The following is a 21523-nucleotide window of genomic DNA, read 5'->3' as shown; positions in this document are numbered from 1 at the left end:
TAAATAATCTTATTGGGATCGGTATCAAAATCGCCGATGATCTTGTTGGTGAAATAAGAATAAAAACCGGTGATATCGAAGCCCAGGTAAAAATGATCGGTCGGTATTTTCAACACATAATTGAGGTTGGCATTGTACGACCGCTCCGGACGCAGAGCAGACGCTATCACCACTTCCCGGGCGCCGGTAAGCGCCGCATGGTCTTCTGTAAAAAGATTTACCACCCTGAAGCCTGTTCCCATACTTGCCCTCACGATGTTGTTATTGTTGGGCGCATATTTATAGGCAACCCTCGGCGAGTGTACACTGCCATGGTTTTTATCGTGATCGAACCGGTAACCCGCCAGCAGTGTATGTTTGGGGCTGATGCTCCATTCATCCTGAATGAACACACCCGGTAGAAATGTATTCGTTGGCTGGTTCGTGCGACCGTCAGGTGATGCAGTACCAGGGGTATTGTCATCATAATGTGTGTAACGCACAGAACCGCCCATCAACAGTGAATGTGATCCGGAGATCTTTTTATCCCAATACGTTTGCAAAAAAACCACCTGCTGCGTAGCAAAATAAGGCACTTTGCCGTAGTATGAATTCTGATCGTGTTTGTTGAAAGAAAACTGCGTGAAGATCTTTTCCCTGGTTGGCAGTTGATATACACCAATGATCTCTGCCCGGCGGGTGTAAATGCTTTCTCCGTAAATGCTGTCGGTGCCACGCCATTGTTTGCCCCAGCTGGTTTGTCCGCCCCAGCGGTCTTCATACACAAACCTTCCGGCGATACTCGCCAGGCGATTTTCTTTCCGCGTAAAATTCCATTTATTAAAAACTGAAATCCGGTTCTGCAAAGTCATGTCCGTAAAGCCGTCGTTATTCTTATCATGTTTCTGCTGGTAATTGAAATAATTCACTCCCAGGAGACTGGTCGCATTTCTGGTTTTCATTTTAGCCGCCACATCCACGCTCAGTTCGCCCCAACTGGTGCCAAAAATATCGGTACTGACCAGCGGCGCCCTCACCGGGTTTTTGGTGATCACATTGATGATGCCACCCATCGCTTCGGAACCATAAAGCGACGATGCAGGGCCTTTCACTACTTCAATCCGTTCCACCATGCTATTGGGTATGCCGCTGAGGCCGTACACGGTGGAAAGTGCACTCACGATAGGCATCCCGTCGATCAATATCATCGTATATGGCCCTTCCATACCATTGATATGGATATCGCCGGTATTGCACACATTGCAATTGAGCTGTGGTTTTACGCCATTTACCATACCAACCGCTTCAAACAGGCTGGGAGTGGGGTTTTTCTGAAAAAGTTTGGGTGTAATGATCTCCACCGGCACCGGGCTTGCCGTGCGGCTGATCTCTTTCATGGTACCGGTGACCACTACATCGCTGAGCATGGAAGCATCCGCTTTTTCGAGAACGATGCGCAGCGGCAAAGTGTCGGAAGAAAGCTGGATGGTTTGCCAGGCTGTAACGAAACCTTTACTGCTGATCTGCAACCTGAAGGACTTGTCGCGGGGGATATTATTCAACATGAAATTGCCATTGGAGTCGCTGCTGGAGCCGATTCCCAGTTTCGGTATTTCTATGCTGGCAGCTTCCACCATTGTTTTTCCGGAAGAAATATTCCCGGTGATGGTTCCCGTCTGGGCAATGGAGGCAAAGCAGGAGCAAAGAGATATCAGTAAGAAGACGGATCGGAACATATGAATATTATTATTAGTTGTGTAAAAATATAAAGTTAGACTAATCTAACAAAATAAATCTTTCGGTCTTACTTACGAAAACATTTATACCTAAGTTTGCGGTATGAATTCTTTTACAGAAGAAAATTATCTGAAAGCGCTGTTCAACCTTTCCAACGAAAAAGGGGAGGTGAGTGTGAATGAGCTGAGTCGTCAGCTGCAGCTGAAAATGCCTACGGTAAACAGCATGATGAAAAAGCTGGCGGAAAAGAAACTGGTTATTTACGAGAGTTATAAACCGCTCCGCCTGACCGAAAAAGGCAAAAAGGAAGCGGGTATCATCATCCGCAAGCACCGGCTCACCGAAATGTACCTGGTGGAGAAGATGGGTTTTGGGTGGGAGCAGGTGCATGATATAGCCGAGCAGATTGAACATATCAAGGCGCCGGAACTTTTTGCCCGTATGGATACATTGCTGGGGCATCCCACCGTGGATCCGCATGGCTCGCCCATCCCGGATAAAAATGGCAAGATCCGGTGGCTGCATTACACCAAACTCAGCGACTGCGCCGAAGGCGAAACCGTAAAGCTGGCGGCAGTCACCCATTCTTCCGATGAATTCCTGAAATTCCTCAATGGCCGCTCGCTCAACCTCGGCGTAAAACTCAGAATAAAAAAGATCGAATCTTTTGACGGCACGATGGAAGTGAGTTATGGGAAGAGAAATGCGGAAACGTTGAGCAAGATCGTTTGTGAGAAACTACTCGTAGAGAAGAATCTATGATCTGTGATGTATGATCTATGATCTATGATCTATGATCGCTTCAGTGAGGTAACTATTTTCATTTTTGAGAAATACTCCGGGTGAATGAATCAGATCATACATCTCCACATCATAGATCATACATTTGTCTTACTTTTGTCGTCCAATAAATAAATTTAATGAGCAAGGAACTTACATCTAGAGCGGAGGATTATTCGCAGTGGTACAACGAGTTAGTAGTAAAAGGCCAGCTGGCCGATCATAGCGCCGTGAGGGGCTGTATGGTGATTAAACCCTATGGCTACGCTCTTTGGGAAAACATGCGTGACCAGTTGGATAAAATGTTCAAGGAAACGGGGCATGTGAACGCCTATTTCCCGTTGTTTGTACCCAAGAGCCTGTTTGAAGCGGAAGAAAAAAATGCGGAAGGTTTTGCCAAGGAATGTGCTATTGTTACGCATTACCGCCTGAAGACCGACCCGGATAATAAAGGAAAGCTGATCGTAGATCCTGAAGCGAAGCTGGAAGAGGAACTCATCATCCGCCCGACAAGTGAAGCCATCATCTGGAATACTTATAAAGGATGGATACAGAGTTACCGTGACCTGCCGCTGCTCATCAACCAGTGGGCGAACGTGGTGCGCTGGGAAATGCGTACACGCCTGTTTCTCCGCACTGCCGAATTCCTTTGGCAGGAAGGGCATACGGCGCATGCTACCAAAGAAGAAGCCGTAGAAGAAACGGTAAAGATGCTGGATGTATATGCAACATTTGTAGAAGAATATATGGCCGTGCCGGTGGTTAAGGGCGTGAAAACCCCGAACGAACGTTTTGCCGGAGCAGAAGACACGTATTGTATCGAAGCGCTGATGCAGGATGGTAAAGCCCTGCAGGCGGGTACCAGTCATTTCCTCGGACAAAATTTTGCCAAGGCTTTTGATGTGAAATTCAGCGATAAGAATAATAAACTGGATTATGTATGGGCAACCAGCTGGGGTGTGAGCACCAGGCTGATAGGCGCGCTGATCATGGCGCACAGCGACGACCAGGGGCTGGTGATGCCGCCAAGGATAGCACCACTGCAGGTGGTGATCGTTCCTATTTACAAAGGTGAGGAAGGCAAAGCGGCTGTAGATGCCAAAGCCGATGAGATACTCAAAGGACTGAAGGCGCTCGGCATACGCGTGAAATACGATGACAACGATAATGCCCGTCCGGGTTGGAAATTTGCGGAGCATGAACTGAAAGGTGTACCGGTAAGGGTAGCACTGGGCATGCGTGACCTGGAAAATAATGTGGTGGAGATCGCCCGCAGGGATACCAAAGAAAAAACTACGGTATCGTTGGATGGGATAGCAGAATATATCCGGAACCTGCTCGAAGAAATCCAGCAGAACATCTTCAACCGTGCACTGGCTTTCCGTGCGGAAAACACTACTGAAGCCAATACATGGGAAGAATTTCAGCAACTGCTGGATGGAAAAGGCGGGTTCATTTCGGCGCATTGGGATGGCACTTCTGAAACGGAAGAAAAGATCAAGCAGGAATCCAAAGCGACGATCCGGTGCATCCCGCTCAATAACAGGCAGGAAGCCGGAAAATGTATCCTTACGGGCAACCCGAGCACTCAACGGGTGTTATTTGCCAGGGCATACTAAGGTCTTACGAAAATATAGGAAGGAACGCGCCATCGGCGCGTTTTTTTATATCATTACCGCACAAAACGCAAAGTTTCTATAAGGAATATGATCTTCTGAGTGAATTTTTATGCCTTCGCCCTTCCGGGATAAAAAATAAATATGCAGTTTTTATTGGTTTAGCCTGAAAAGTTTGTGATTTTTAGTGTTTATACAAATAATCAACACTACTTTATGGAGAACACACAGAATTTACTTAACAACGAATTGCAGGTGGATGGCAACGTTCGCAATCATTTGAACGAAACAGCGGGCTGGGCAAAATTTCTCGGCATCGTCGGGTTTATCGTTTCGGGTCTGATAGGAATAGGCGCCTTGTTTGCCGGAACGTTTATCACCACGCTCTCCAGGTCAAGCACTGCATACTATGGTTCCAGCGAAATGTCTGCGATGAGTGGTATGATCACGGTAGTTTACATGATCCTGGCGGTAATCGGTTTTTTCATCTCTCTCTTTACTTACAAATTCGGCACAAAGACAAAGCAGGCGCTTCTTACCAGCGACCAGGATAACCTGAATGCAGGTATGATGAACCTGAAATTCATATTTCGCTTTTACGGTATCATCATGATAATATATATCGGTATACTCGTATTAGCAGTGCTTGCTTCCATCTTTACAGCGATGTCAAGGTAAGCGGATCGCAGATTTCAGAGGGATGAAGGAGATTGCACAGATTATTTTTTCACTGCGTGAAAAACAAAAATGCACTTTACAAGACCTTGGATTCATATACAGAGTGCCGGCACTTATAACCTGCATTTCAGTTTTCTGCTTTGCAGGAAACAATCTGTGTAATCTCCTTCATCCCTTTGAATCTGCGATCTCCTATTCGCCCCGATCTTCGAAACGTAAGCGGATCACAGATTTTATGGATTCAGATGATGGCACAGATGGTTTCACTTTGTGAAACGGAAATGCAGTTTGTAAATACCGAAACTCATTGAAGTGAGCCAAGCGAGATAATTACGGATTAGCAATTACGAATGGTGATCGAAGCGGATGAGGATCACAGATTTCAGAGGGATGAAGGAGATTCCGCAGATTATTTTTTCACTGCGTGAAAAACAAAAATGCACTTTATAAGACCTTGAATTCATATACTGAGTGCCGGCACTTATAAGCTGCATTTCAGTTTCCTGCTTTGCAGGAAACAATCTGTGCAATCTCCTTCATCCCTTTGAAATCTGCGATCACCTATTCGCTCCAATCTTCGCGTAATTCGTAATTCGTAATTCGTAATTCGTAATTCGTAATTCCTTCCCAAGCAGCTCACAGGGAGTCGAAGTAATTGATTTTATTCTCTCGTAGCGAGGTAATTATAGTCTTCCAGCAATTTTTCTAAAAAATCGTGGGTATAAAGGCTGGATTGTATCTTCAGCACATCCTTGATCTTATATTCCACACGCCTGCTGATATCGAGATTGTTGGTCTTGCGTGACTGGGTGAGCACCGATTTGATGGTATTGATATCATTGTCTGAAAGCCGCATCACTTCAGGGAAAGTTACCACATAGTTGTCGTTATTCACGTTCATGAAAACGGTATCGGCCACTGTGAAATCGGTTTTGGTCTTTACCAGTACCGTACCTGCTGCCAGGTCGCCAAGGCGCTGGCTTTTTTGCGTAACGGCTATACAGATCACGACTGCTATTCCGCAAAAGCCCGTCCAGAAAATATAGGAGTAGAGGTTGGCTACTGTAAAGAAAATATACCCGAAAAGGAACGGCCATTCAAAAAACCGGGTGATCCACCGCACCACATATTGTCCCATCTTTGGCTCGCCGCCATCCAGGCTTATCACCCGGATGCCCATCAGCTTCTTACCGATCGTTTGCCCGTTCATGAACAACTCTGTGAGGAGACTATAAAAAAACATGGGCAGCGTAACGAAGGCGATGATATACCCCGTGTTTTCCGAGAGGTCCATGTTGATGATATTTTCCAGGAAATACTGCATGCAGAAAAGGTAGATGATCAGCAGCAGGAAATCGATACCGTAAGCTAACAGCCTTTTGTGGAAAGGTGCCACCTCAAATTCGAGGTCTATATTAAAAACAGTATCTATTTGTATAATCGACATGTAAATGCAATTTACAGGTAGAAATGAGAAGAAAGTAAAAAATGATTTTTTTTTATTAAGGAAAAAATAGCCAAATTGTAGGGTAGAAACACAAGATCTGGGATTAGGTTTTAGAGTGTAGGGTTTAGGGGTTAGACAACTCTGCACCCTGACACCTACACTCTAAAACCTACTCTAAAAAGGGGTTGTTTACAGTACGCCTGCCGGCTGTAGCCGCAAAGCAACTGCAATTTGTACGCTATGAGGGAAGCAATGTTTATTAAGAAGAATGTTGAGAAATGGAACAAGTACCAGCATGAACCTGCCGCCGATCCGGATGAAACCGCCGAACGTTTCACCACACTGATTGACGATCTTTCCTACGCCAAAACATTTTATCCGCGGAGTAAAGTCACCCGCTGGCTCAATGGACTGGCAGCTTCCATTTACCAGAACGTGTACCAGAATAAAAAAGAAAAATACAGCCGTGTATTCGATTTCTGGAAATACGAACTTCCGTTCATTTTCAAAAAATACCACCGCATTTTTTTATTCACCACCGTCAGTTTTGCGTTATTTGTACTGGTAGGGGTGATAGCGGCAAACAGGAATCCCGGCTTTATCACGGAGATCCTGGGGCCGGGGTATGTGCGGATGACCGAAAAAAATATCGCCGATGGTAACCCGTTTGGTGTGTACAGCAACGAAAGCGCTTTCAGCATGTTTGTCCGCATCGCGTTCAACAACATCAGGGTTTCTTTTCTTACTTTCATTGGCGGTTTTACCGGTGGCCTGTGTACGATGTACCTCATGTGGAGCAACGGGCTTATGCTGGGCACTTTTCAGTACATGTTCTTCACATTTTCCCACGAAATGGGGATGAAATCGATCCTGGTGATCTGGGTGCATGGTACCGTTGAGATCGCCTCCATCGTCATCGCCGCTACCTCAGGGTTCATATTGGCGAACGGTATGCTTTTTCCAGGATCCTACAAAAGGATCGAATCGTTCAGACGCGGAGTGAAAGATGCCGCCAAAGTATTGATCTGCCTGATCCCGTTTTTCCTCCTGGCCGCTTTCCTGGAAAGTTATATCACCAGGCTGATGAGCCAGACATACCAGAGTAAAGTTCCCAAAGCTTTGCCGGAGTGGGGAAGCATATTGATATTGATCGGATCATTCTCGCTGATCTTGTTTTATTTTGTCATCTGGCCGATCTACCTTAATAAAAAAGGATATTTTATACAAAAAAAAGGCATCGTCAGCCGCTTGAACCTCACGAATGAATAAGCGACTTATCCTGATCATATTACTGTTTTTCACTTTTGCCGCAGCAAATGCGCAGAAGCGTTTTGAATATGTGGATTCTACGTTGATGTATGAGCAGCAGGAAAAAGTGGAAAAAGATGACGAAGAATACAACGATTATACCACAGAAGAAACGGATGACGATATCCAGGGGGATACCGGTGTTTCGCTGAGAGCCGCCACAATACTGAAAGACAGCATTGATTTTTGGAAAAATAAAAAGGAGTTCGCTTACGCGAAAAACCTCGACAGCCTTCTCAAAGCGAAACAGGAAGAGGGAAAAAAAGATAATTCCCGGAGTTCGCCCACAACCGAGCGCAGATCGAAACCGGCCAATATGGACAAATTGTTTGCCGCCGGCTGGATACAGGCGGTATTGTGGACACTCGCCGCCTTATTCGTTTTGTATATACTCTATCGTCTTTTCCTGAGCGATGTGCGTTTCCGCAAATCTTCGTCTGCACAGCAGGTAAAAGAAATGCAGCCGGTGGAAGAAGAATTTCAGTTGCTCAGTAATTTTGATCAGCTGATCCATCAGTCCTGCAAACTGGGCGATTACCGCGTGGCTACCCGATACCTTTTTCTGAAGACACTCCAACGCCTCCGGGATAAATCGCTGATCGAATATTCCATCGACAAAACAAATTACAAATACCTGTACGAATTGCCGGAAAATAAGCGGGAATCGTTTGCTTCGCTGATCATGACCTACGAATACTTGTGGTACGGGCATAACGAAGTGGAGAAAGAGGATTATACGGCGATCGAAACTAATTTTAATAATTTCCTGAATAAAATCTGATACTAAGCGGTGAAAATCTTACGTCATATCGTTGTTGTGTTTCTGCTCGCCGCGGGTATGGCCGGGTGCAGCAGCATCAATGACGATTCTATGCCCGATCTGCGGGAAACTTACCGGTACAGGGATACGAGGCCATTCGGGGGATATATGGCGTATCATCTTTTGCAAAACAGTTACCCGGACCTGAATGTGCAGGTAAAAACAAATGCGTTCGCTACCACCGCCGCCTGGATCAGCGATACCAATTCGGTATATGTGAGCCTCAGCAAAAATTTTTTCACCGATGAAGAGGATGACAATGCGTTGCTCGATTATGTTTACAAAGGAAATATCGCGTTCATTTCGGCCGCGGAAATAGATACCGCGTTTCTCAACAAATTATATTGCGGCCAGGATTCGTTGCGGATGCTTTTTGAGATGGTGGCTTCCTATCAAACTACCAAAGTGTCGCTGGTGCCCGCCGTGGTCACCGGGAGCGATAGTATGAAGCAATATTATTTCCGTCCTTTTACCAATTATTTTTCCCGGATCAACGATCGTTATTGCAGGATAGTGGGATACAATAATTTTCAGCAGCCTAACTTCATCACATTTTTCTGGGGCAAAGGGCGTTTTTACCTGCATTGCGAGCCACGGGCTTTGAGTAATTATTTCCTGCTGCAAAAAGATAACTACCGTTACCTCGAACAGGTGATGCAGACATTTCCCGAAAATCCGGAACATGTTTATTGGGATGATTACTATAACAAGGTGAGCTTTCAGTCGTCGAGGGCTGGGGGCAACGGGAATAATACAGGCTCTTTCTGGAATGCTGTTTTCAAAAACCCTCCTTTGCGCACGGCATTCTGGATAATACTTGCTTTGCTGGTGTTGTATATTCTTGTCAATTTCAAACGGAGGCAGCGCATCATTCCCATCATAAAGCCGGTGCAGAATTCGTCGGTGGCATATGCAGAGGCGATAGGTGGATTATATCTTAAAGAGAAGAACAACAAGACGATCGCGGAGAAAATGATCAATTATTTCAACGAATCTGTACGCACCAGGTATTTCCTGAATACGAATGTGGTCGACAAGGATTTTATCAATACCTTAAGTAAAAAATCCGGCGTGCCTTTTAATACTACCGAAACACTTTACCGGACGATACAGCAGGTAGCTAATATGGAACAAACGAGTGATCTGCTGTTGCTCGACCTAAACAACCAGATTCAACAATTTAATAAATATAACAGTTAATGGAAGAAAATACATTTGCCGAAAATACCCCTGTACCGGAATCTGCCCCGGCACCTGTACCACCGTCGCCACTCACTGAGCTCAATGCAAAAGTGTACCAGATCAGGAACGAGATCGGGAAAGTGATCATAGGGCAGCACCAGGTAGTGGACCTCCTGCTGATAGGTTTGCTCTGCGACGGGCACCTGCTGCTCGAAGGGGTACCGGGAGTAGCCAAAACACTTGCTGCCAAATTATTATCGAAGATCATCGATGTGGATTTTTCCAGGCTGCAGTTCACGCCCGATCTTATGCCCGGCGATGTGATAGGCACTTCGGTGTTCAACCCGAAAGAAGGAGCGTTCTATTTCAGGTCCGGCCCCATCTTCAGCAACATCGTCCTGATTGATGAGATCAACCGTGCACCGGCAAAAACGCAATCTGCTTTATTTGAAGTGATGGAAGAGCGCCAGGTTACCGTGGATGGTGATACGCATGTGATGCGGTATCCGTTCATCGTATTGGCTACGCAAAATCCGATAGAGCAGGAGGGAACTTACCGTTTGCCGGAAGCACAGCTCGACAGGTTCTTATTCAAGATAGAGATCGGTTATCCTTCCCTGCAGGAAGAAGTGAATATCCTTACCAGTCAGCAGGGCAAAACGCAGAATGAGCTGCTGCAGAATATCAGCAAACTCTTATCTCCGGCAGATCTTAAAAATTATCGCCAGCTTGTGCAGGAAGTAATTGTAGATGCGAAGATCATCGAATACATAGCCAGGATCATCAACGAGACCAGGAACAATCCTTCCCTGTATCTCGGTGCGTCTACAAGGGCATCGCTCGCATTGCTCAAATCCAGCAAAGCATGTGCGGCCATCAAAGGCAGGAACTTCGTCATTCCTGATGATGTGATCGAAATGGCGGCACCGGTGCTGCGTCACCGTATCATGCTTACTCCTGAAAAAGAAATGGAAGGGATCGATACGGATGATCTGATACAAAGTATTATCAAGGCGATGGAAATACCGAGATAAAAACAATGTATGATGTGAGATGTATGATGTCTTTCAGGTTGAACGACTTTCAAAATTCGTTTATATTTTCTGATTGAAAGAAATAATAGACCATCATTAAAACTCATACATCACAGATCACACATCACACATCATACATCACACATCACACATCACACATCACACATCACACATCATACATCATACATCTAAATGGGTTCTTTTAAAAAATATATCGGCGATCTTTTTGTCACCTTGCGGTTATACGTGGCCGGCGGAGCATGTGCTGTATTTTTCATCGTTTCGTTTTTTGTGCCATCGCTGTATGAGATCGCGAAACTGGTATTCGGGGTGTTGGTCATACTGTTGATAGCGGATTATGCCTTTTTATTTTTTACCAAAAAAGTACCGCAGGCGGAAAGGTATATCAGCGACCGGTTGAGCAATGGCGATGAAAACAAGGTTTCGTTGCAGGTGAAAAATCCTTTTTCATTCCCGGTGAAGATGAATATCATTGACGAATTGCCCTTCCAGTTCCAGGAAAGGGATTTTGAAATGACCCGCCGGTTCAGCGGCAGACAACAACATTTGCTGGAATATACGCTCCGGCCTACAGAACGCGGCGCCTATGAATTTGGTAAGATACTGTTGTTCACACGTACCGGCCTGGGACTTCTGGTCAGGCGGTTTGAGATCAATGCTGATGAAACGGTGAGGGTCTATCCCTCGTTTTTGAACCTCCGCAATTACCAGTTGCTTTCCAATACTTCGGTGCAGGGCAATGGAAATAAAAGGGTCCGTAAGATAGGGCAGAGCATGGAGTTTGAGCAGATAAAAGATTATGTAAGTGGCGATGACATCCGCACTATCAACTGGAAAGCCACCGCCCGAAAGGGTATGCTGATGGTGAACAATTATACGGATGAAAAATCCCAGCAGGTATATTGTATCATCGATAAAGGAAGGTTGATGAAAATGCCTTTCGGTGGACTTACGCTGCTGGATTACGCGATCAACAGTGTACTGGCTTTGAATAATATTTGCCTGCAGAAACAGGACAAGGTAGGCCTGGTCAGTTTTTCCAATAAAATGGGAACCGTGATAGCGGCCGATCGTAAACCGGTGCAGCGGGAAAATATCCTCGAAGCATTGTATAAAGAAAAAACAGATTTCCTCGAAAGTGATTTTGAAATGCTGTACACGCAGGTAAGGCATAAGATCAAACAGCGAAGCCTGCTCATTTTGTATACAAATTTCGAATCGCTGAATGGATTGAAACGCCAGGTGAATTACCTTCGCTCCATAGCAAGGCATCACCTTTTGCTGGTAGTGTTTTTTGAAAATACCGAACTGACCAGGCTGAGCGGCGCCGATGCCTATACGGTGGAAGATGTGTATGTAAAAACGATCGCTGAAAAACTGGTATTTGAAAAAAGGCTCGTGGTAAAAGAATTGCTCAAGTATGGTATCATGTCTGTATTGTCTACACCCGAAAATCTGACCGTGAATTCCATCAATAAATATCTTGAGCTGAAAGCGAAACAGGCAGTTTAATGAGTTGACAGATACCAGTTGTGAGGAGTTTTTCTTACATGTACTTTGCAACAGAAATAATAGTCCTGTCAATTATAACATGTCAAAACAACCTGTATGCTTTTTGCTGACAACTCACATCTGACAACCTGCTCCGGGTTGTTCTAACAAAAATCAAATGGAAAAAAAAGGATCATATTTCGCGAAGCACAAAGCCCTTATTCACGGGACGGAAGAAGAGCAGGCGAGAAAAAAAATAAATATCAATCTTTCGGAAGAAAAAAAAGCGGAGTTTGAAGCAGGCAGGGTATTGCTCATAGATAAGCCACTGCACTGGACTTCCTTCGACGTGGTAAGGAAGATACGTAATAGTATACGCATCAAAAAAGTAGGGCATGCCGGTACGCTGGATCCGTTGGCTACGGGCCTGCTCATTGTCTGCACAGGAAAATTTACGAAGAAGATCAACGAATACATGGCACAGGAGAAGGAATACACCGGCACCATAACGCTTGGGGCAGTTACGCCTACCTACGACCTGGAAAGCACCCCACAGGATGAAAAAGATTTTTCCGCGATAACAGCAAAACAGGTGGGGGAAGCTGCGCAAAAATTTATTGGCGACATAGAACAATTCCCGCCCATTTATTCCGCCATTAAAAAAGATGGTGTGGCGCTCTACGAACTTGCCCGCCGCGGGGTGGAAGTAGAACTTAAAGCGAGGCCCATTACGATAAAAGAATTTGAGATCACTTCCGTAAATATGCCGGTGGTTGCATTTCGTGTGGTATGTACAACGGGAACGTATATACGCAGCCTGGCGAACGACCTTGGCGCCGAACTCGGCTGTGGTGGCTACCTGAGCGCTTTGCGCCGGACACGCATCGGGGATTTTAAAGTAGGGGATGGGATAGGAATGGATGAGTTTCTGGACGAACTGCAGAAGAAGGATGACGGGCAATCCGGCCACTAAGGGCTGAACACCGACCACGGACCACCGACCACCGACCACAGACAACGGACGACCGTGAGTTTGCAAAGCCTGGAAATTACTTTTAAATTTCAAACTCTTGTATAGAATACGATTTAACGAACCAGCCGTCGTCTGTGGTCAGTCGTCCGTGGTCCGTCGTCGTTCTAAAAAGGCAACCCGATCCCAATCGTCAGGTTAAAATTTTCATATCTCCATTTCCGGTATTCATCATTTGTTCCCTTGGTAAACATCTTCTTGAAAAAGTCATCCAGTCCCAGTGGGGGCAGTTTCCAGCCATTGTTTTCATAACTTAACTCAGGCCGTTTGAACCGGAACCCAAGATCGATCCTCAATACGAAATAATTGAAATCGAGCCGGAAACCTGTACCGGCGGAGAATCCCAGCTGTTTATAAAGGTTTTTCAACCTGAATTGGGCACTATCCATTCCACCTCCGGGTAAAGAATTGCGGATGTTCCAGATGTTTCCTGCGTCGATGAACAATGCTCCCCGTAATGTTAAAGAATTAGGGATGATGCGGGCGATATCATACCGGTATTCGATATTGCCTTCCAGCTGCATATCGCCGGTGCGGTCGTTGAATAAGGTAGCCTGGTATCCCGCAAGTTTTTGTCCGCCGCGGCCGATGCCCCTTACCGGCCAGCCCCTCATACCAAGGCCTCCGCCACCGTAATATTGTTTGAAGAAAGGCAGTGCCGAATCTCCGAAAAGCGGAATGCCCACGCCGGAATAGAGGCGGAAAGCAAGTGATGTCTTGGGATAAATGACGGAGTATTTGTATTCCGCATCCAATTTGATATACCTGCTTTTGTATCTTTTCAAAACCGGCAGAGCGCCCCAGGTAAGCCCCGATTCTTCAATGTTCATCTTGAATGCCCGCTCTTTCGAAAGGCTCAGCAAATGTTTTGGATTGTTGTAAACGCTTGAATACGAACCCGCCATTCCCACTATAAACGACGTAGTGTAAGAGTAACGTAAGAAAGGGTTTTGCTTGACGATATTATTGAAACTATCCGTCCGGTTGAAGAGGTAATTGAATTCAGCATTCAAAGGCCGCCATTGAAACTTCCGTTGTTTTTTGATACTCCAGGTAAATCCATAACTGCTGTTGAAGGATTGCTGGTTGAAAAGTTTCAGGCGGTTGTTGTAGGCAAGGCTGGTGTTGATAAACGACTCCTGTAGCTGCGTCCGCCTAGTGATGAACCTGTTTAAAGGCCAGGTTAATTTGGGTATCACCACGCTGTTGGTATAACTCAATTCATTGGAATTGATCAGCTGCGTTCCTTTGCTCCTGGCATTATTATTCAGCTCGATCCCGGTCCTGATAAGATGCGTCATTTTGATCGCATCCCTTCCGATGTTACGGTTTACCAGCGAAAAATTGAGCGACAGGCCAAATAAATTGCCACCTAATGCGCTGTTGGTATTGCTGGTAGCGGAATAACTTGCTTCAATGGCAGCTTCGAAACCGAATTTTTTTACAGGAATAAGCTCCATGATGAGGTTCACCTTGTTGCTGTCTTTGAGGTCGATGGTCTGGATGTTCACACTTTGCCACACACCGGCTTTAGAGAGGTTCGACAAGGTCTTGTAGTATTCATCCTGCCTGAAAATGCTGTCTTTGCGAAGCGTGATATTCCTCGCAAGGAATGAAGTACGGATATACGGTTTGTGATAACGCAGGATAAAATCATTGTTAGGCCTTTGCGCCGACGAATAATTCCTGTTGCGGCGCAGATTGATGCGCCGCCGCTTTTTTTGTGCAGCTGTCATCCGCGAAGTATCACCGGTGCGCCTTTCGGTGATGGTCGTTTTATCATTGATATCATCGCCTGGCTGGTAATCCTGCAATATGTAGATATCGTTCACCCGGTACTGGCTCAGCTTGGAACTGTCGTCGGGTGTGTTCAGCACTACTGCCAGTTTGATCTTGGGAGAATCTTTTTTCAACTGGGCTTCCGCCAATAATCTCAGCTGCTCAAAAGGGTCATCACTGGTGGAAGTCAATGCAGCAATGGTGGTATCGCCTCTTACTTTAAGTTCGGCCCCGGTGAATTTGTAATACCCATTATTGCGAAACAGATCCACCAGCCTGGAAACTTCGCTCAACACCGCAGTTTTACTTGCGGGCTGGTCTTTTTTCAACAGCCCTTGTTTTTCAACATCCTGGGTGGCCAGCGCCTGCAGGTCGGGTTTGCGTAAGAGGTACCGGACAGTATCTATCAACGTTTGTTTACCGGCATCCAGCGAATATTTTACATTTACTTTCGGCCCGATCTTTTTTAAACTCACAGGAAGCCCCATGAACATCACTTTCGTATGGGCGCTTTTACCGGTATCGGCATTAAAAGTGGCTCTGGCATTGTAATACCCCAGGTGGAACATCGATGCTTCCATATTCCTGGCCGAAATGCCGGAGTAAGTTGAATCGTAGGCAGGGGGCGCTTTTATCTTATGAATAAAAAACAACACATCGGTGGTGGTGGTGGTAGAACTATCGTCCAGCTGGTTATCCAGTCGCTGTACAACCGCCGTTTTTTCAATTTTGGTAAAATTTCCTCCCGTAACTTCGAAACTACTTTTGCCCACATAAGGTTTATCGCCGGGCGCTTTTTTTATGACTGTGCAGGAAGCGAATACTACCAGCGCCAAGAAAAAAAGTTTCATCGGTTGCGGATTGATATGACCTTCCTGGCGAAATGAATACATAAAGAATAAAAGATGTTTAGTAAATCTACCGTCAAATATATCCAAAGTTTACAGCACAAAAAATTCAGAGATGAATACGGCGCATTTATTGCCGAAGGCCCCAAAGTTGTGGGAGAGCTGCTGGAAACGAATATTTTCAATTGTACAAATGTATATGCGCTGGAAGAATGGATCGCGGCAGCGCCTGCTTCCCTTAAAGCAACTCTTGGGGGAACGCTGGTAGCAGTGAAGGATTTTGAACTGGAAAAAATTTCGGCCCTGGCCAAACCTAACCTGGTACTGGCAGTATTTGAAAAGAAGCCTGCCAGGCAGTTGGCTTTCAAAGACAGGCTCACATTGGTTTTGGACGATATCCAGGATCCGGGAAATCTTGGTACGATCATCCGCATCGCCGACTGGTTCGGTATACAGGATATTCTTTGCTCTTTGCATACCGCGGACATGTACAACCCTAAAGTGGTGCAAAGCACTATGGCCAGCCTTGCCAGGGTTAACGTGGTGTATGCCGATATAACTCAGCAATTGTTATCGGCTCATGTTAAAAAATATGCCGCCGCCCTGGATGGTACACCCCTCGAAAAAGTGGATAAATTAAAAGAAGGCATCATTATCATTGGCAACGAATCCAAAGGCATCAGCCCGGCTATCATGCAAATGGCAGACGAAAAGATCACCATAGCACGGGTAGGGCTGGCCGAATCTTTGAATGCAGGAGTGGCGACAGGTATAATCTTGCATCAATTACGAATTACGAATTGAGAATTACGAATTGGGGTTCGTATGAGTGGAAATGTATACTTCATATCGTGCGACCTCCAATTCGTAATTGATAATTCGTAATTATTTCGCTTTAGCGAAATTGTATCGCCTTCACCACATTCACCTTCCTCACCAGTAAAGTAGGGATAACCAGCGTTACCATACAGATAACCAGTGTTGCCACATCCACCAATACCACCTGCAGCCAGCTGATATCGGCCTGGGCTTTATCCATATAATATGATTCTTCATTGAGCCTTATGAAACCCGTGTGCTGCTGCAATACACAGATGCCTAGCCCCAGCAGTGTGCCTGCTATTACACCGATGAATGCGATGAGGGTAGTATTGTATAAAAATACCAGCTGGATATTCCAGTTGGTGGCTCCCAATGCTTTCAGCGTGCCGGTCATTCTTGTGCGTTCGAGTACCAGTATGATCAGGCAGGTGATCATGTTCACCACCGCCATGATGATCATGATGCGGATGAGTATGTTTTTCAATTGCCCCTGTAAGCCAAGCCAGTCGAATATATCGGGATAAATTTCTTTTACGCTTTTGCTGTACCAGCTTTGCGGCAGCTCGTTGTAGATCTTCTCCGAAATGGAATCCGTTTTGGTGTAATCCTTCAGAAAAATTTCATACCCGCCGATCTGGTCGGCCTCCCAGTTGTTGAGCCTGCGGATGAGGTTGATGTCGCAGATCGCGAAATTTTTATCATATATCTCAATGCCTATCTTGAATATACCGGCAATGGTTAAACGCCGGGCGGTCTTGCTGCCATCTTCACGGAAAAAATAAACCAGCAGGCTGTCGCCCACATTGATCTGCAATTGTTTGGCAGTGTATTCGCTGATGTTGATCTGTTTGCTGTACCCGCTGTCAACAAAGGATATGAGTTTTCCCTTTCGCATGAAAGGCTGCAGCCGGCTGAAGTTGAAGCTACTGTCGATACCTTTCAAAAGGATACTTTCGATATCGGTATTGTATTTCAGGATGGCCGATTTGGTGGCGTATTTTTCCACATTGAGCACTTCGGGCAGACTGCGCAGGTAATTCTCTACCGAATCGTTTTTGTGGATAGGGTATTCTTCCGCCGTGCTTACTTTATCATCGAGGCTTTGTTGTACCCTTACATGCCCCCAAAAACTGAACACTTTATTGCTGATCACATGCTGAAAACCGTTTACAAAACTCAGGGCAACGATCATCACCGCTACACTCAATGTAGTGGCGCCAATGGCGAGCCCGATGATGAAACGGCTGAAAGTCTGTTGTTTTTCAGTGGCAATTCTCTTCGCTATAAAAAAGGATACATTCAAAAGATGTAAATTTGGTATCTTTCAAAAGTAAATTAATTACGCTATTAAATGACTTGCATCCTGAAATTTCAATCCGCCATCCTGGCAATTTGCTGTTTTATCACTGTAACAGCTTCAGCACAGAAAGTGGAAAATATTTATAAATCCTATATCTACACGGCGCAATTATATGTTTCGGGCAATCAGCAAAGCCTTCCGGTATACACTTTGAACAGCGGCGACAAATTGCAGCTCAGTTTCGACGACCTGGAAGGAGGTATCAAGAATTATTATTATACCTACATGCTCTGCGATTACAACTGGAAGCCGGTCAACCTCAACCCGTTCGATTATATCAAAGGTTTTACACAAAACCGCATCAGCACTTATCGTTATTCTTCCATCGCGTTTACGCGGTACACACATTACCAGGCGATGCTGCCCGAACAGAATTGTGTGCCTTCAAGATCGGGCAATTACCTGCTGAAAGTTTTCCTGGATGGCGATACGTCCAAACTGGTTTTTACGAAACAACTGCTGGTGCTCGATATCAAGGCCGCGGTTTCCGGAACGGTGATGCAGCCTTTTACACCTGACCTTTTCACCACTCATCAACGCGTAAAATTTACGGCCGCATTGAGCGGGCTCAATACTTTCAGCGCAGCGCAACAGGTGAAAGCAGTGATCCTGCAGAACAATCGCTGGGATATTGCGGAACGCGATATCCCGCCAACATTTGTACGCGGCAGTACGTTGGAATACAACACGGAAAATATCGGTGTGTTCCCTGCGGGAAAAGAATGGCGCTGGCTGGATCTGCGGAGCTTCCGGCTGCAAAGCGACCGGATAGATCACGGCACTTACAATAAAACATCAACCGATCTGTATGTAAAAACGGATGCCGATCGTACCGGGCAGCGCTACGTTTATTTTCCTGATTACAACGGGATGTACAACATCGTCACTTACGAGAGTATCAACCCGCAATGGCAGGGCGATTACGCCACACTTTTCTTTTCATTTTCGCCACCCGACGGATTGCCCTATCCCAACAGGGACGTGTACCTGGAAGGCGGCTTCACCGATTTTTCCCTGTCGGAAAGATGGAGGATGACATTCAATACGGAGAAAAAAGTATACGAAACGAGGGCTTTTCTCAAACAAGGGTATTATAATTATACATATGTGTCGGTTGACCGTGATAATCCTAAAGACAGGATAGCATTGGAAGGAAATTATTGGGAAACGGAAAACAGTTATACGATCCTGATCTATTATAAAGCGTTCGCCGACCGTTCGGATCAGTTGATCGGCATCGGGCAGATAAATTCGAGAAGGGATAAGCCGGGGTTTAGTTTTTAATCGCAGATTAAAAGATTTACAGGATTTCACTGATGCTTTTAAATATTTTGAATTTTGATAGTTCAAGCAGTTTATAATGTATGGGTCAAAACGAAAAAAAATCAGCGAAATCAAAAAATCTATTTAAAATCTGCGTTTATTATTCTTAATCTTCCTTATCTTTGCGCCGGCAAGTCTTATACGACCAGCTCCTGCTGAACTCCCCCAGGACCGGAAGGTAGCAAGGGTAGGTGGTTGAGCGGTGCGATGTAAGTAACTTGCCATTTTTTATTTCTCTCCGTTGATGTGGAAAAGCTGTTTTATCTTTGCTTTATCTTCAAGTTTGCATCACTCTAAATACGATCAATATGAAATTTTTTATCGACACCGCTGACCTGGCACAGATCAAGGAAGCGAATGATCTCGGGATACTGGATGGTGTTACCACCAACCCGTCATTGATGGCAAAAGTCGGCATTTCAGGAGAAGCCGCAGTTACAAAACATTATATCGATATCTGCGAAATGGTAGATGGGGATATCAGTGCGGAAGTAGTTTCTACAGACTTCGACGGTATCGTTGCCGAAGGAAAAAAACTCGCTGCATTACACAAAAATATCGTGGTAAAAGTACCGATGATCAAAGACGGTATCAAGGCGATCAAATGGTTTACAGACAATGGTATCCGTACCAATTGTACATTGATATTTTCTGCCGGACAGGCAATCCTGGCTGCAAAAGCCGGCGCTACCTACGTTTCTCCATTTATCGGTCGCATCGACGATACAGGATGGGACGGCCTGGAACTAATCCACCAGATCCGCCAGATATATTCCATACAGGGATACAAATCAGAAATATTGGCGGCATCCATCCGCTATCCGAATCATATCATCAAATGTGCTGAAGCAGGCGCCGACGTTTGTACGTGCCCGTTAGATTCCATCCTTGGATTGCTGAAGCATCCGCTGACGGATAGTGGCCTGGCGAAATTCCTGGAAGACGCGAAAAAATTTGCATAGTTATTTCAATTAATAATTAATAATGTATATTTAATAATGCCTCAGGCTTAAAGTCTTTTCTATATAAGAAACAACTTTATAACTGAGGCATCATTATTAATTATTAATTATTAATTCTTTTTCTTTCTCCTCCATTCGTCCATCAACTGATCTGCCGTCTTCAGGGGGGCATCTTCTTTCTTCTTCACATACATATCAAATTCCTGCTTACTGGCTGCATTGTTTTTCAGGCATACACTGATGTGGACTTTTTCCTCTTTGAAGTTTTTATCGAGCCATAGGCTGTTGCCGAAAAATTCGCCGTGGTCGCTTTTGAAAATGATGTGGTTGCTGTCGAGCGGTAGATATTTTCCATTGCTCAGCAGGCCATCTACATTGATATAATTGTAAGTGCCTTTTTTAAGGCTGTCGGTGTAGAGGTTGACAAAAATGCTGTCGATCTTTTGCGCTTTCGCTGCGGAAAAAGAAACAATAAAAAGGAGCAGGAATAGTTGTTTTTTCACAACATGAAATTACAAAATTTTGGAATGTTGCGGGAAGGAGGAGTGTTAAGATGCCCATAAATAATCTTACCCGCAGAGAATACAGAGAAAGAAAGCAAAGCTACGCAAGGCCTCAGCGAACTTTATGTTCTCTGAGGGTAAGAAAAAAACTCAATTTGAAATTCCCACCCTCTCTTTCACATATTCATTCCTTTTCAATTCATCCAGCATGAACAAAGCGAGGTCCCCGGAATTGATCTTACCGCTATTGGGCACAGGCCCTACGTTTGCAGCCGTGTGGATGATGCCTGTTTCATCCGCTTCCACGATATCCGGCGAACAAACAAATGTCCAGTCGAGGTTGGACGCCTTTAAATATTCATAAGCTTTCAGGTGTTCGTATCCAACCGGCAGGTATTCTTTCGGATAAGATTCCGCATCCATGAGTTTGGAATGATCTTCTTCCGAAACATCCAGCACACCCATTCCGCCAAGGGCGATGATACGTTTTACCCCCGCTTTCTCCATTTGAGCTACGATATTTTTCATGCCTAAAGAGCGGGTATGATCGGTGCCATCGAAAGCACCTCCAAGCACGGAAAGCACCGCACCGCTGCCGGCAATGGCATCGAACACCTGCTTTTCATCAAACAAAGCGCTCGTGATCAACTGCAGGTGCTCATTTTCGGGAAAACCTGAAGTATATACATTTCTGCCAAAAGCCCTCACCGTGTGCCCGTTGTGGAGAGCCTGCTTTACAAGATGTTTGCCTACGTGACCTGTGCTGCCGAAGATGGTTAGTATCATATATTCGAATGTAAAAG

The 21523-nt window shown here is 45.3% G+C and carries 18 protein-coding genes and 1 other RNA gene; 13 read left to right on the top strand and 6 right to left on the bottom strand.

What is annotated here, in order from left to right; all coding sequences use genetic code 11:
- Positions 1–1715: TonB-dependent receptor (locus tag EGI32_RS15855; RefSeq protein WP_303626661.1), on the bottom strand; the 1715-nt coding region annotated here is incomplete at its 3' end.
- A 103-nt stretch (positions 1716–1818) separates the two neighbouring features.
- Here EGI32_RS15855 and EGI32_RS15850 point away from each other — a divergent pair.
- The 3 genes from EGI32_RS15850 (at position 1819) to EGI32_RS15840 (ending at position 4790) form a co-directional block, all read left to right on the top strand.
- Positions 1819–2478, top strand: coding sequence for a metal-dependent transcriptional regulator (locus EGI32_RS15850; RefSeq protein WP_255156332.1), 660 nt, complete (start codon positions 1819–1821; stop codon positions 2476–2478).
- A 158-nt stretch (positions 2479–2636) separates the two neighbouring features.
- Positions 2637–4115: a proline--tRNA ligase gene (gene proS / locus EGI32_RS15845; RefSeq protein WP_255156331.1), complete on the top strand. Its 1479-nt coding sequence runs from the start codon at positions 2637–2639 to the stop codon at positions 4113–4115.
- A gap of 213 nt (positions 4116–4328) precedes the next feature.
- On the top strand, positions 4329–4790 hold the full coding sequence (locus tag EGI32_RS15840; RefSeq protein ID WP_255156330.1) for a hypothetical protein: 462 nt from the start codon (positions 4329–4331) through the stop codon (positions 4788–4790).
- A gap of 661 nt (positions 4791–5451) precedes the next feature.
- Here the strand turns inward: EGI32_RS15840 and EGI32_RS15835 are convergent.
- Entirely contained in the window at positions 5452–6237 is a 786-nt protein-coding gene (locus tag EGI32_RS15835; protein ID WP_255156329.1) for an RDD family protein, read from the bottom strand.
- Between the two features lie 240 nt (positions 6238–6477).
- Between EGI32_RS15835 and EGI32_RS15830 the strand changes: the two genes are divergently transcribed.
- From EGI32_RS15830 to truB, 6 genes are all read left to right on the top strand, one after another.
- Positions 6478–7506, top strand: coding sequence for a stage II sporulation protein M (locus EGI32_RS15830; RefSeq protein ID WP_255156328.1), 1029 nt, complete (start codon positions 6478–6480; stop codon positions 7504–7506).
- Positions 7499–8326 (top strand): DUF4129 domain-containing protein, encoded by an 828-nt coding sequence (locus EGI32_RS15825; RefSeq protein ID WP_255156327.1) that lies wholly within the window; start codon positions 7499–7501, stop codon positions 8324–8326. Before EGI32_RS15830 ends, EGI32_RS15825 begins: the two co-directional genes overlap by 8 nt.
- Before the next feature lie 9 nt (positions 8327–8335).
- Positions 8336–9565 (top strand): hypothetical protein, encoded by a 1230-nt coding sequence (locus tag EGI32_RS15820; RefSeq protein ID WP_255156326.1) that lies wholly within the window; start codon positions 8336–8338, stop codon positions 9563–9565.
- Positions 9565–10581 (top strand): MoxR family ATPase, encoded by a 1017-nt coding sequence (locus EGI32_RS15815; protein WP_255156325.1) that lies wholly within the window; start codon positions 9565–9567, stop codon positions 10579–10581. The genes EGI32_RS15820 and EGI32_RS15815 overlap by 1 nt, the downstream gene beginning before the upstream one ends.
- A 192-nt stretch (positions 10582–10773) precedes the next feature.
- Complete coding sequence (locus EGI32_RS15810; protein WP_255156324.1) at positions 10774–12114, top strand: DUF58 domain-containing protein; 1341 nt, start codon at positions 10774–10776, stop codon at positions 12112–12114.
- A gap of 157 nt (positions 12115–12271) precedes the next feature.
- Positions 12272–13066: a tRNA pseudouridine(55) synthase TruB gene (truB, locus tag EGI32_RS15805; RefSeq protein WP_255156323.1), complete on the top strand. Its 795-nt coding sequence runs from the start codon at positions 12272–12274 to the stop codon at positions 13064–13066.
- Positions 13067–13230: 164 nt separating this feature from the next.
- Here truB and EGI32_RS15800 read toward each other — a convergent pair whose 3' ends face one another.
- Positions 13231–15753, bottom strand: coding sequence for a BamA/TamA family outer membrane protein (locus EGI32_RS15800; protein ID WP_255156322.1), 2523 nt, complete (start codon positions 15751–15753; stop codon positions 13231–13233).
- A gap of 54 nt (positions 15754–15807) precedes the next feature.
- Between EGI32_RS15800 and EGI32_RS15795 the strand changes: the two genes are divergently transcribed.
- Positions 15808–16554 carry an RNA methyltransferase gene (locus tag EGI32_RS15795; RefSeq protein ID WP_255156321.1) on the top strand — a complete coding sequence of 249 codons (747 nt, stop codon included), beginning with the start codon at positions 15808–15810 and terminating at the stop codon, positions 16552–16554.
- 91 nt (positions 16555–16645) lie between these two features.
- Here the strand turns inward: EGI32_RS15795 and EGI32_RS15790 are convergent, their stop codons facing one another.
- The gene (locus EGI32_RS15790) at positions 16646–17875 is read right to left on the bottom strand and encodes an ABC transporter permease (protein WP_255156320.1); all 1230 of its coding nucleotides are present in this window, start codon (positions 17873–17875) and stop codon (positions 16646–16648) included.
- A gap of 48 nt (positions 17876–17923) precedes the next feature.
- Here EGI32_RS15790 and EGI32_RS15785 point away from each other — a divergent pair, with 48 nt between their 5' ends.
- The 3 genes from EGI32_RS15785 to fsa all read left to right on the top strand — a co-directional run bounded on the left by EGI32_RS15785 (position 17924) and on the right by fsa (position 20217).
- Positions 17924–19216, top strand: a complete 1293-nt coding sequence (locus tag EGI32_RS15785; protein ID WP_255156319.1) for a DUF5103 domain-containing protein — start codon at positions 17924–17926, stop codon at positions 19214–19216.
- A 167-nt stretch (positions 19217–19383) separates the two neighbouring features.
- Positions 19384–19482: signal recognition particle sRNA small type (gene ffs, locus EGI32_RS15780), an RNA gene on the top strand.
- An 81-nt stretch (positions 19483–19563) separates the two neighbouring features.
- Positions 19564–20217: a fructose-6-phosphate aldolase gene (gene fsa / locus EGI32_RS15775; protein ID WP_255156318.1), complete on the top strand. Its 654-nt coding sequence runs from the start codon at positions 19564–19566 to the stop codon at positions 20215–20217.
- Between the two features lie 110 nt (positions 20218–20327).
- Here the strand turns inward: fsa and EGI32_RS15770 are convergent, their stop codons facing one another.
- Both EGI32_RS15770 and EGI32_RS15765 read right to left on the bottom strand, forming a co-directional pair.
- Entirely contained in the window at positions 20328–20720 is a 393-nt protein-coding gene (locus EGI32_RS15770) for a hypothetical protein (protein ID WP_255156317.1), read from the bottom strand.
- Positions 20721–20870: 150 nt separating this feature from the next.
- Complete coding sequence (locus EGI32_RS15765; RefSeq protein ID WP_255156316.1) at positions 20871–21506, bottom strand: NAD(P)-dependent oxidoreductase; 636 nt, start codon at positions 21504–21506, stop codon at positions 20871–20873.
- Positions 21507–21523: the final 17 nt, after the last annotated feature.

It is taken from the genome of Ferruginibacter sp. HRS2-29, assembly GCF_024343615.1.
In the GTDB taxonomy this organism is placed as follows: domain Bacteria; phylum Bacteroidota; class Bacteroidia; order Chitinophagales; family Chitinophagaceae; genus Ferruginibacter.
This window is presented reverse-complemented; position numbering and strand designations above follow the sequence as displayed.

What these genes read in the sequence shown, in the direction of transcription:
- EGI32_RS15830 (WP_255156328.1), top strand. Translation starts at nt 6,478, where the DNA reads ATGAGGGAAGCAATGTTTATTAAGAAGAATGTTGAGAAATGGAACAAG.
- EGI32_RS15840 (WP_255156330.1), top strand. Translation starts at nt 4,329, where the DNA reads ATGGAGAACACACAGAATTTACTTAACAACGAATTGCAGGTGGATGGC.
- EGI32_RS15850 (WP_255156332.1), top strand. Translation starts at nt 1,819, where the DNA reads ATGAATTCTTTTACAGAAGAAAATTATCTGAAAGCGCTGTTCAACCTT.
- EGI32_RS15810 (WP_255156324.1), top strand. Translation starts at nt 10,774, where the DNA reads ATGGGTTCTTTTAAAAAATATATCGGCGATCTTTTTGTCACCTTGCGG.
- proS (WP_255156331.1), top strand. Translation starts at nt 2,637, where the DNA reads ATGAGCAAGGAACTTACATCTAGAGCGGAGGATTATTCGCAGTGGTAC.
- EGI32_RS15795 (WP_255156321.1), top strand. Translation starts at nt 15,808, where the DNA reads ATGTTTAGTAAATCTACCGTCAAATATATCCAAAGTTTACAGCACAAA.
- EGI32_RS15825 (WP_255156327.1), top strand. Translation starts at nt 7,499, where the DNA reads ATGAATAAGCGACTTATCCTGATCATATTACTGTTTTTCACTTTTGCC.
- EGI32_RS15815 (WP_255156325.1), top strand. Translation starts at nt 9,565, where the DNA reads ATGGAAGAAAATACATTTGCCGAAAATACCCCTGTACCGGAATCTGCC.
- fsa (WP_255156318.1), top strand. Translation starts at nt 19,564, where the DNA reads ATGAAATTTTTTATCGACACCGCTGACCTGGCACAGATCAAGGAAGCG.
- EGI32_RS15835 (WP_255156329.1), bottom strand. Translation starts at nt 6,237, where the DNA reads ATGTCGATTATACAAATAGATACTGTTTTTAATATAGACCTCGAATTT.
- EGI32_RS15785 (WP_255156319.1), top strand. Translation starts at nt 17,924, where the DNA reads ATGACTTGCATCCTGAAATTTCAATCCGCCATCCTGGCAATTTGCTGT.
- truB (WP_255156323.1), top strand. Translation starts at nt 12,272, where the DNA reads ATGGAAAAAAAAGGATCATATTTCGCGAAGCACAAAGCCCTTATTCAC.
- EGI32_RS15800 (WP_255156322.1), bottom strand. Translation starts at nt 15,753, where the DNA reads ATGAAACTTTTTTTCTTGGCGCTGGTAGTATTCGCTTCCTGCACAGTC.
- EGI32_RS15765 (WP_255156316.1), bottom strand. Translation starts at nt 21,506, where the DNA reads ATGATACTAACCATCTTCGGCAGCACAGGTCACGTAGGCAAACATCTT.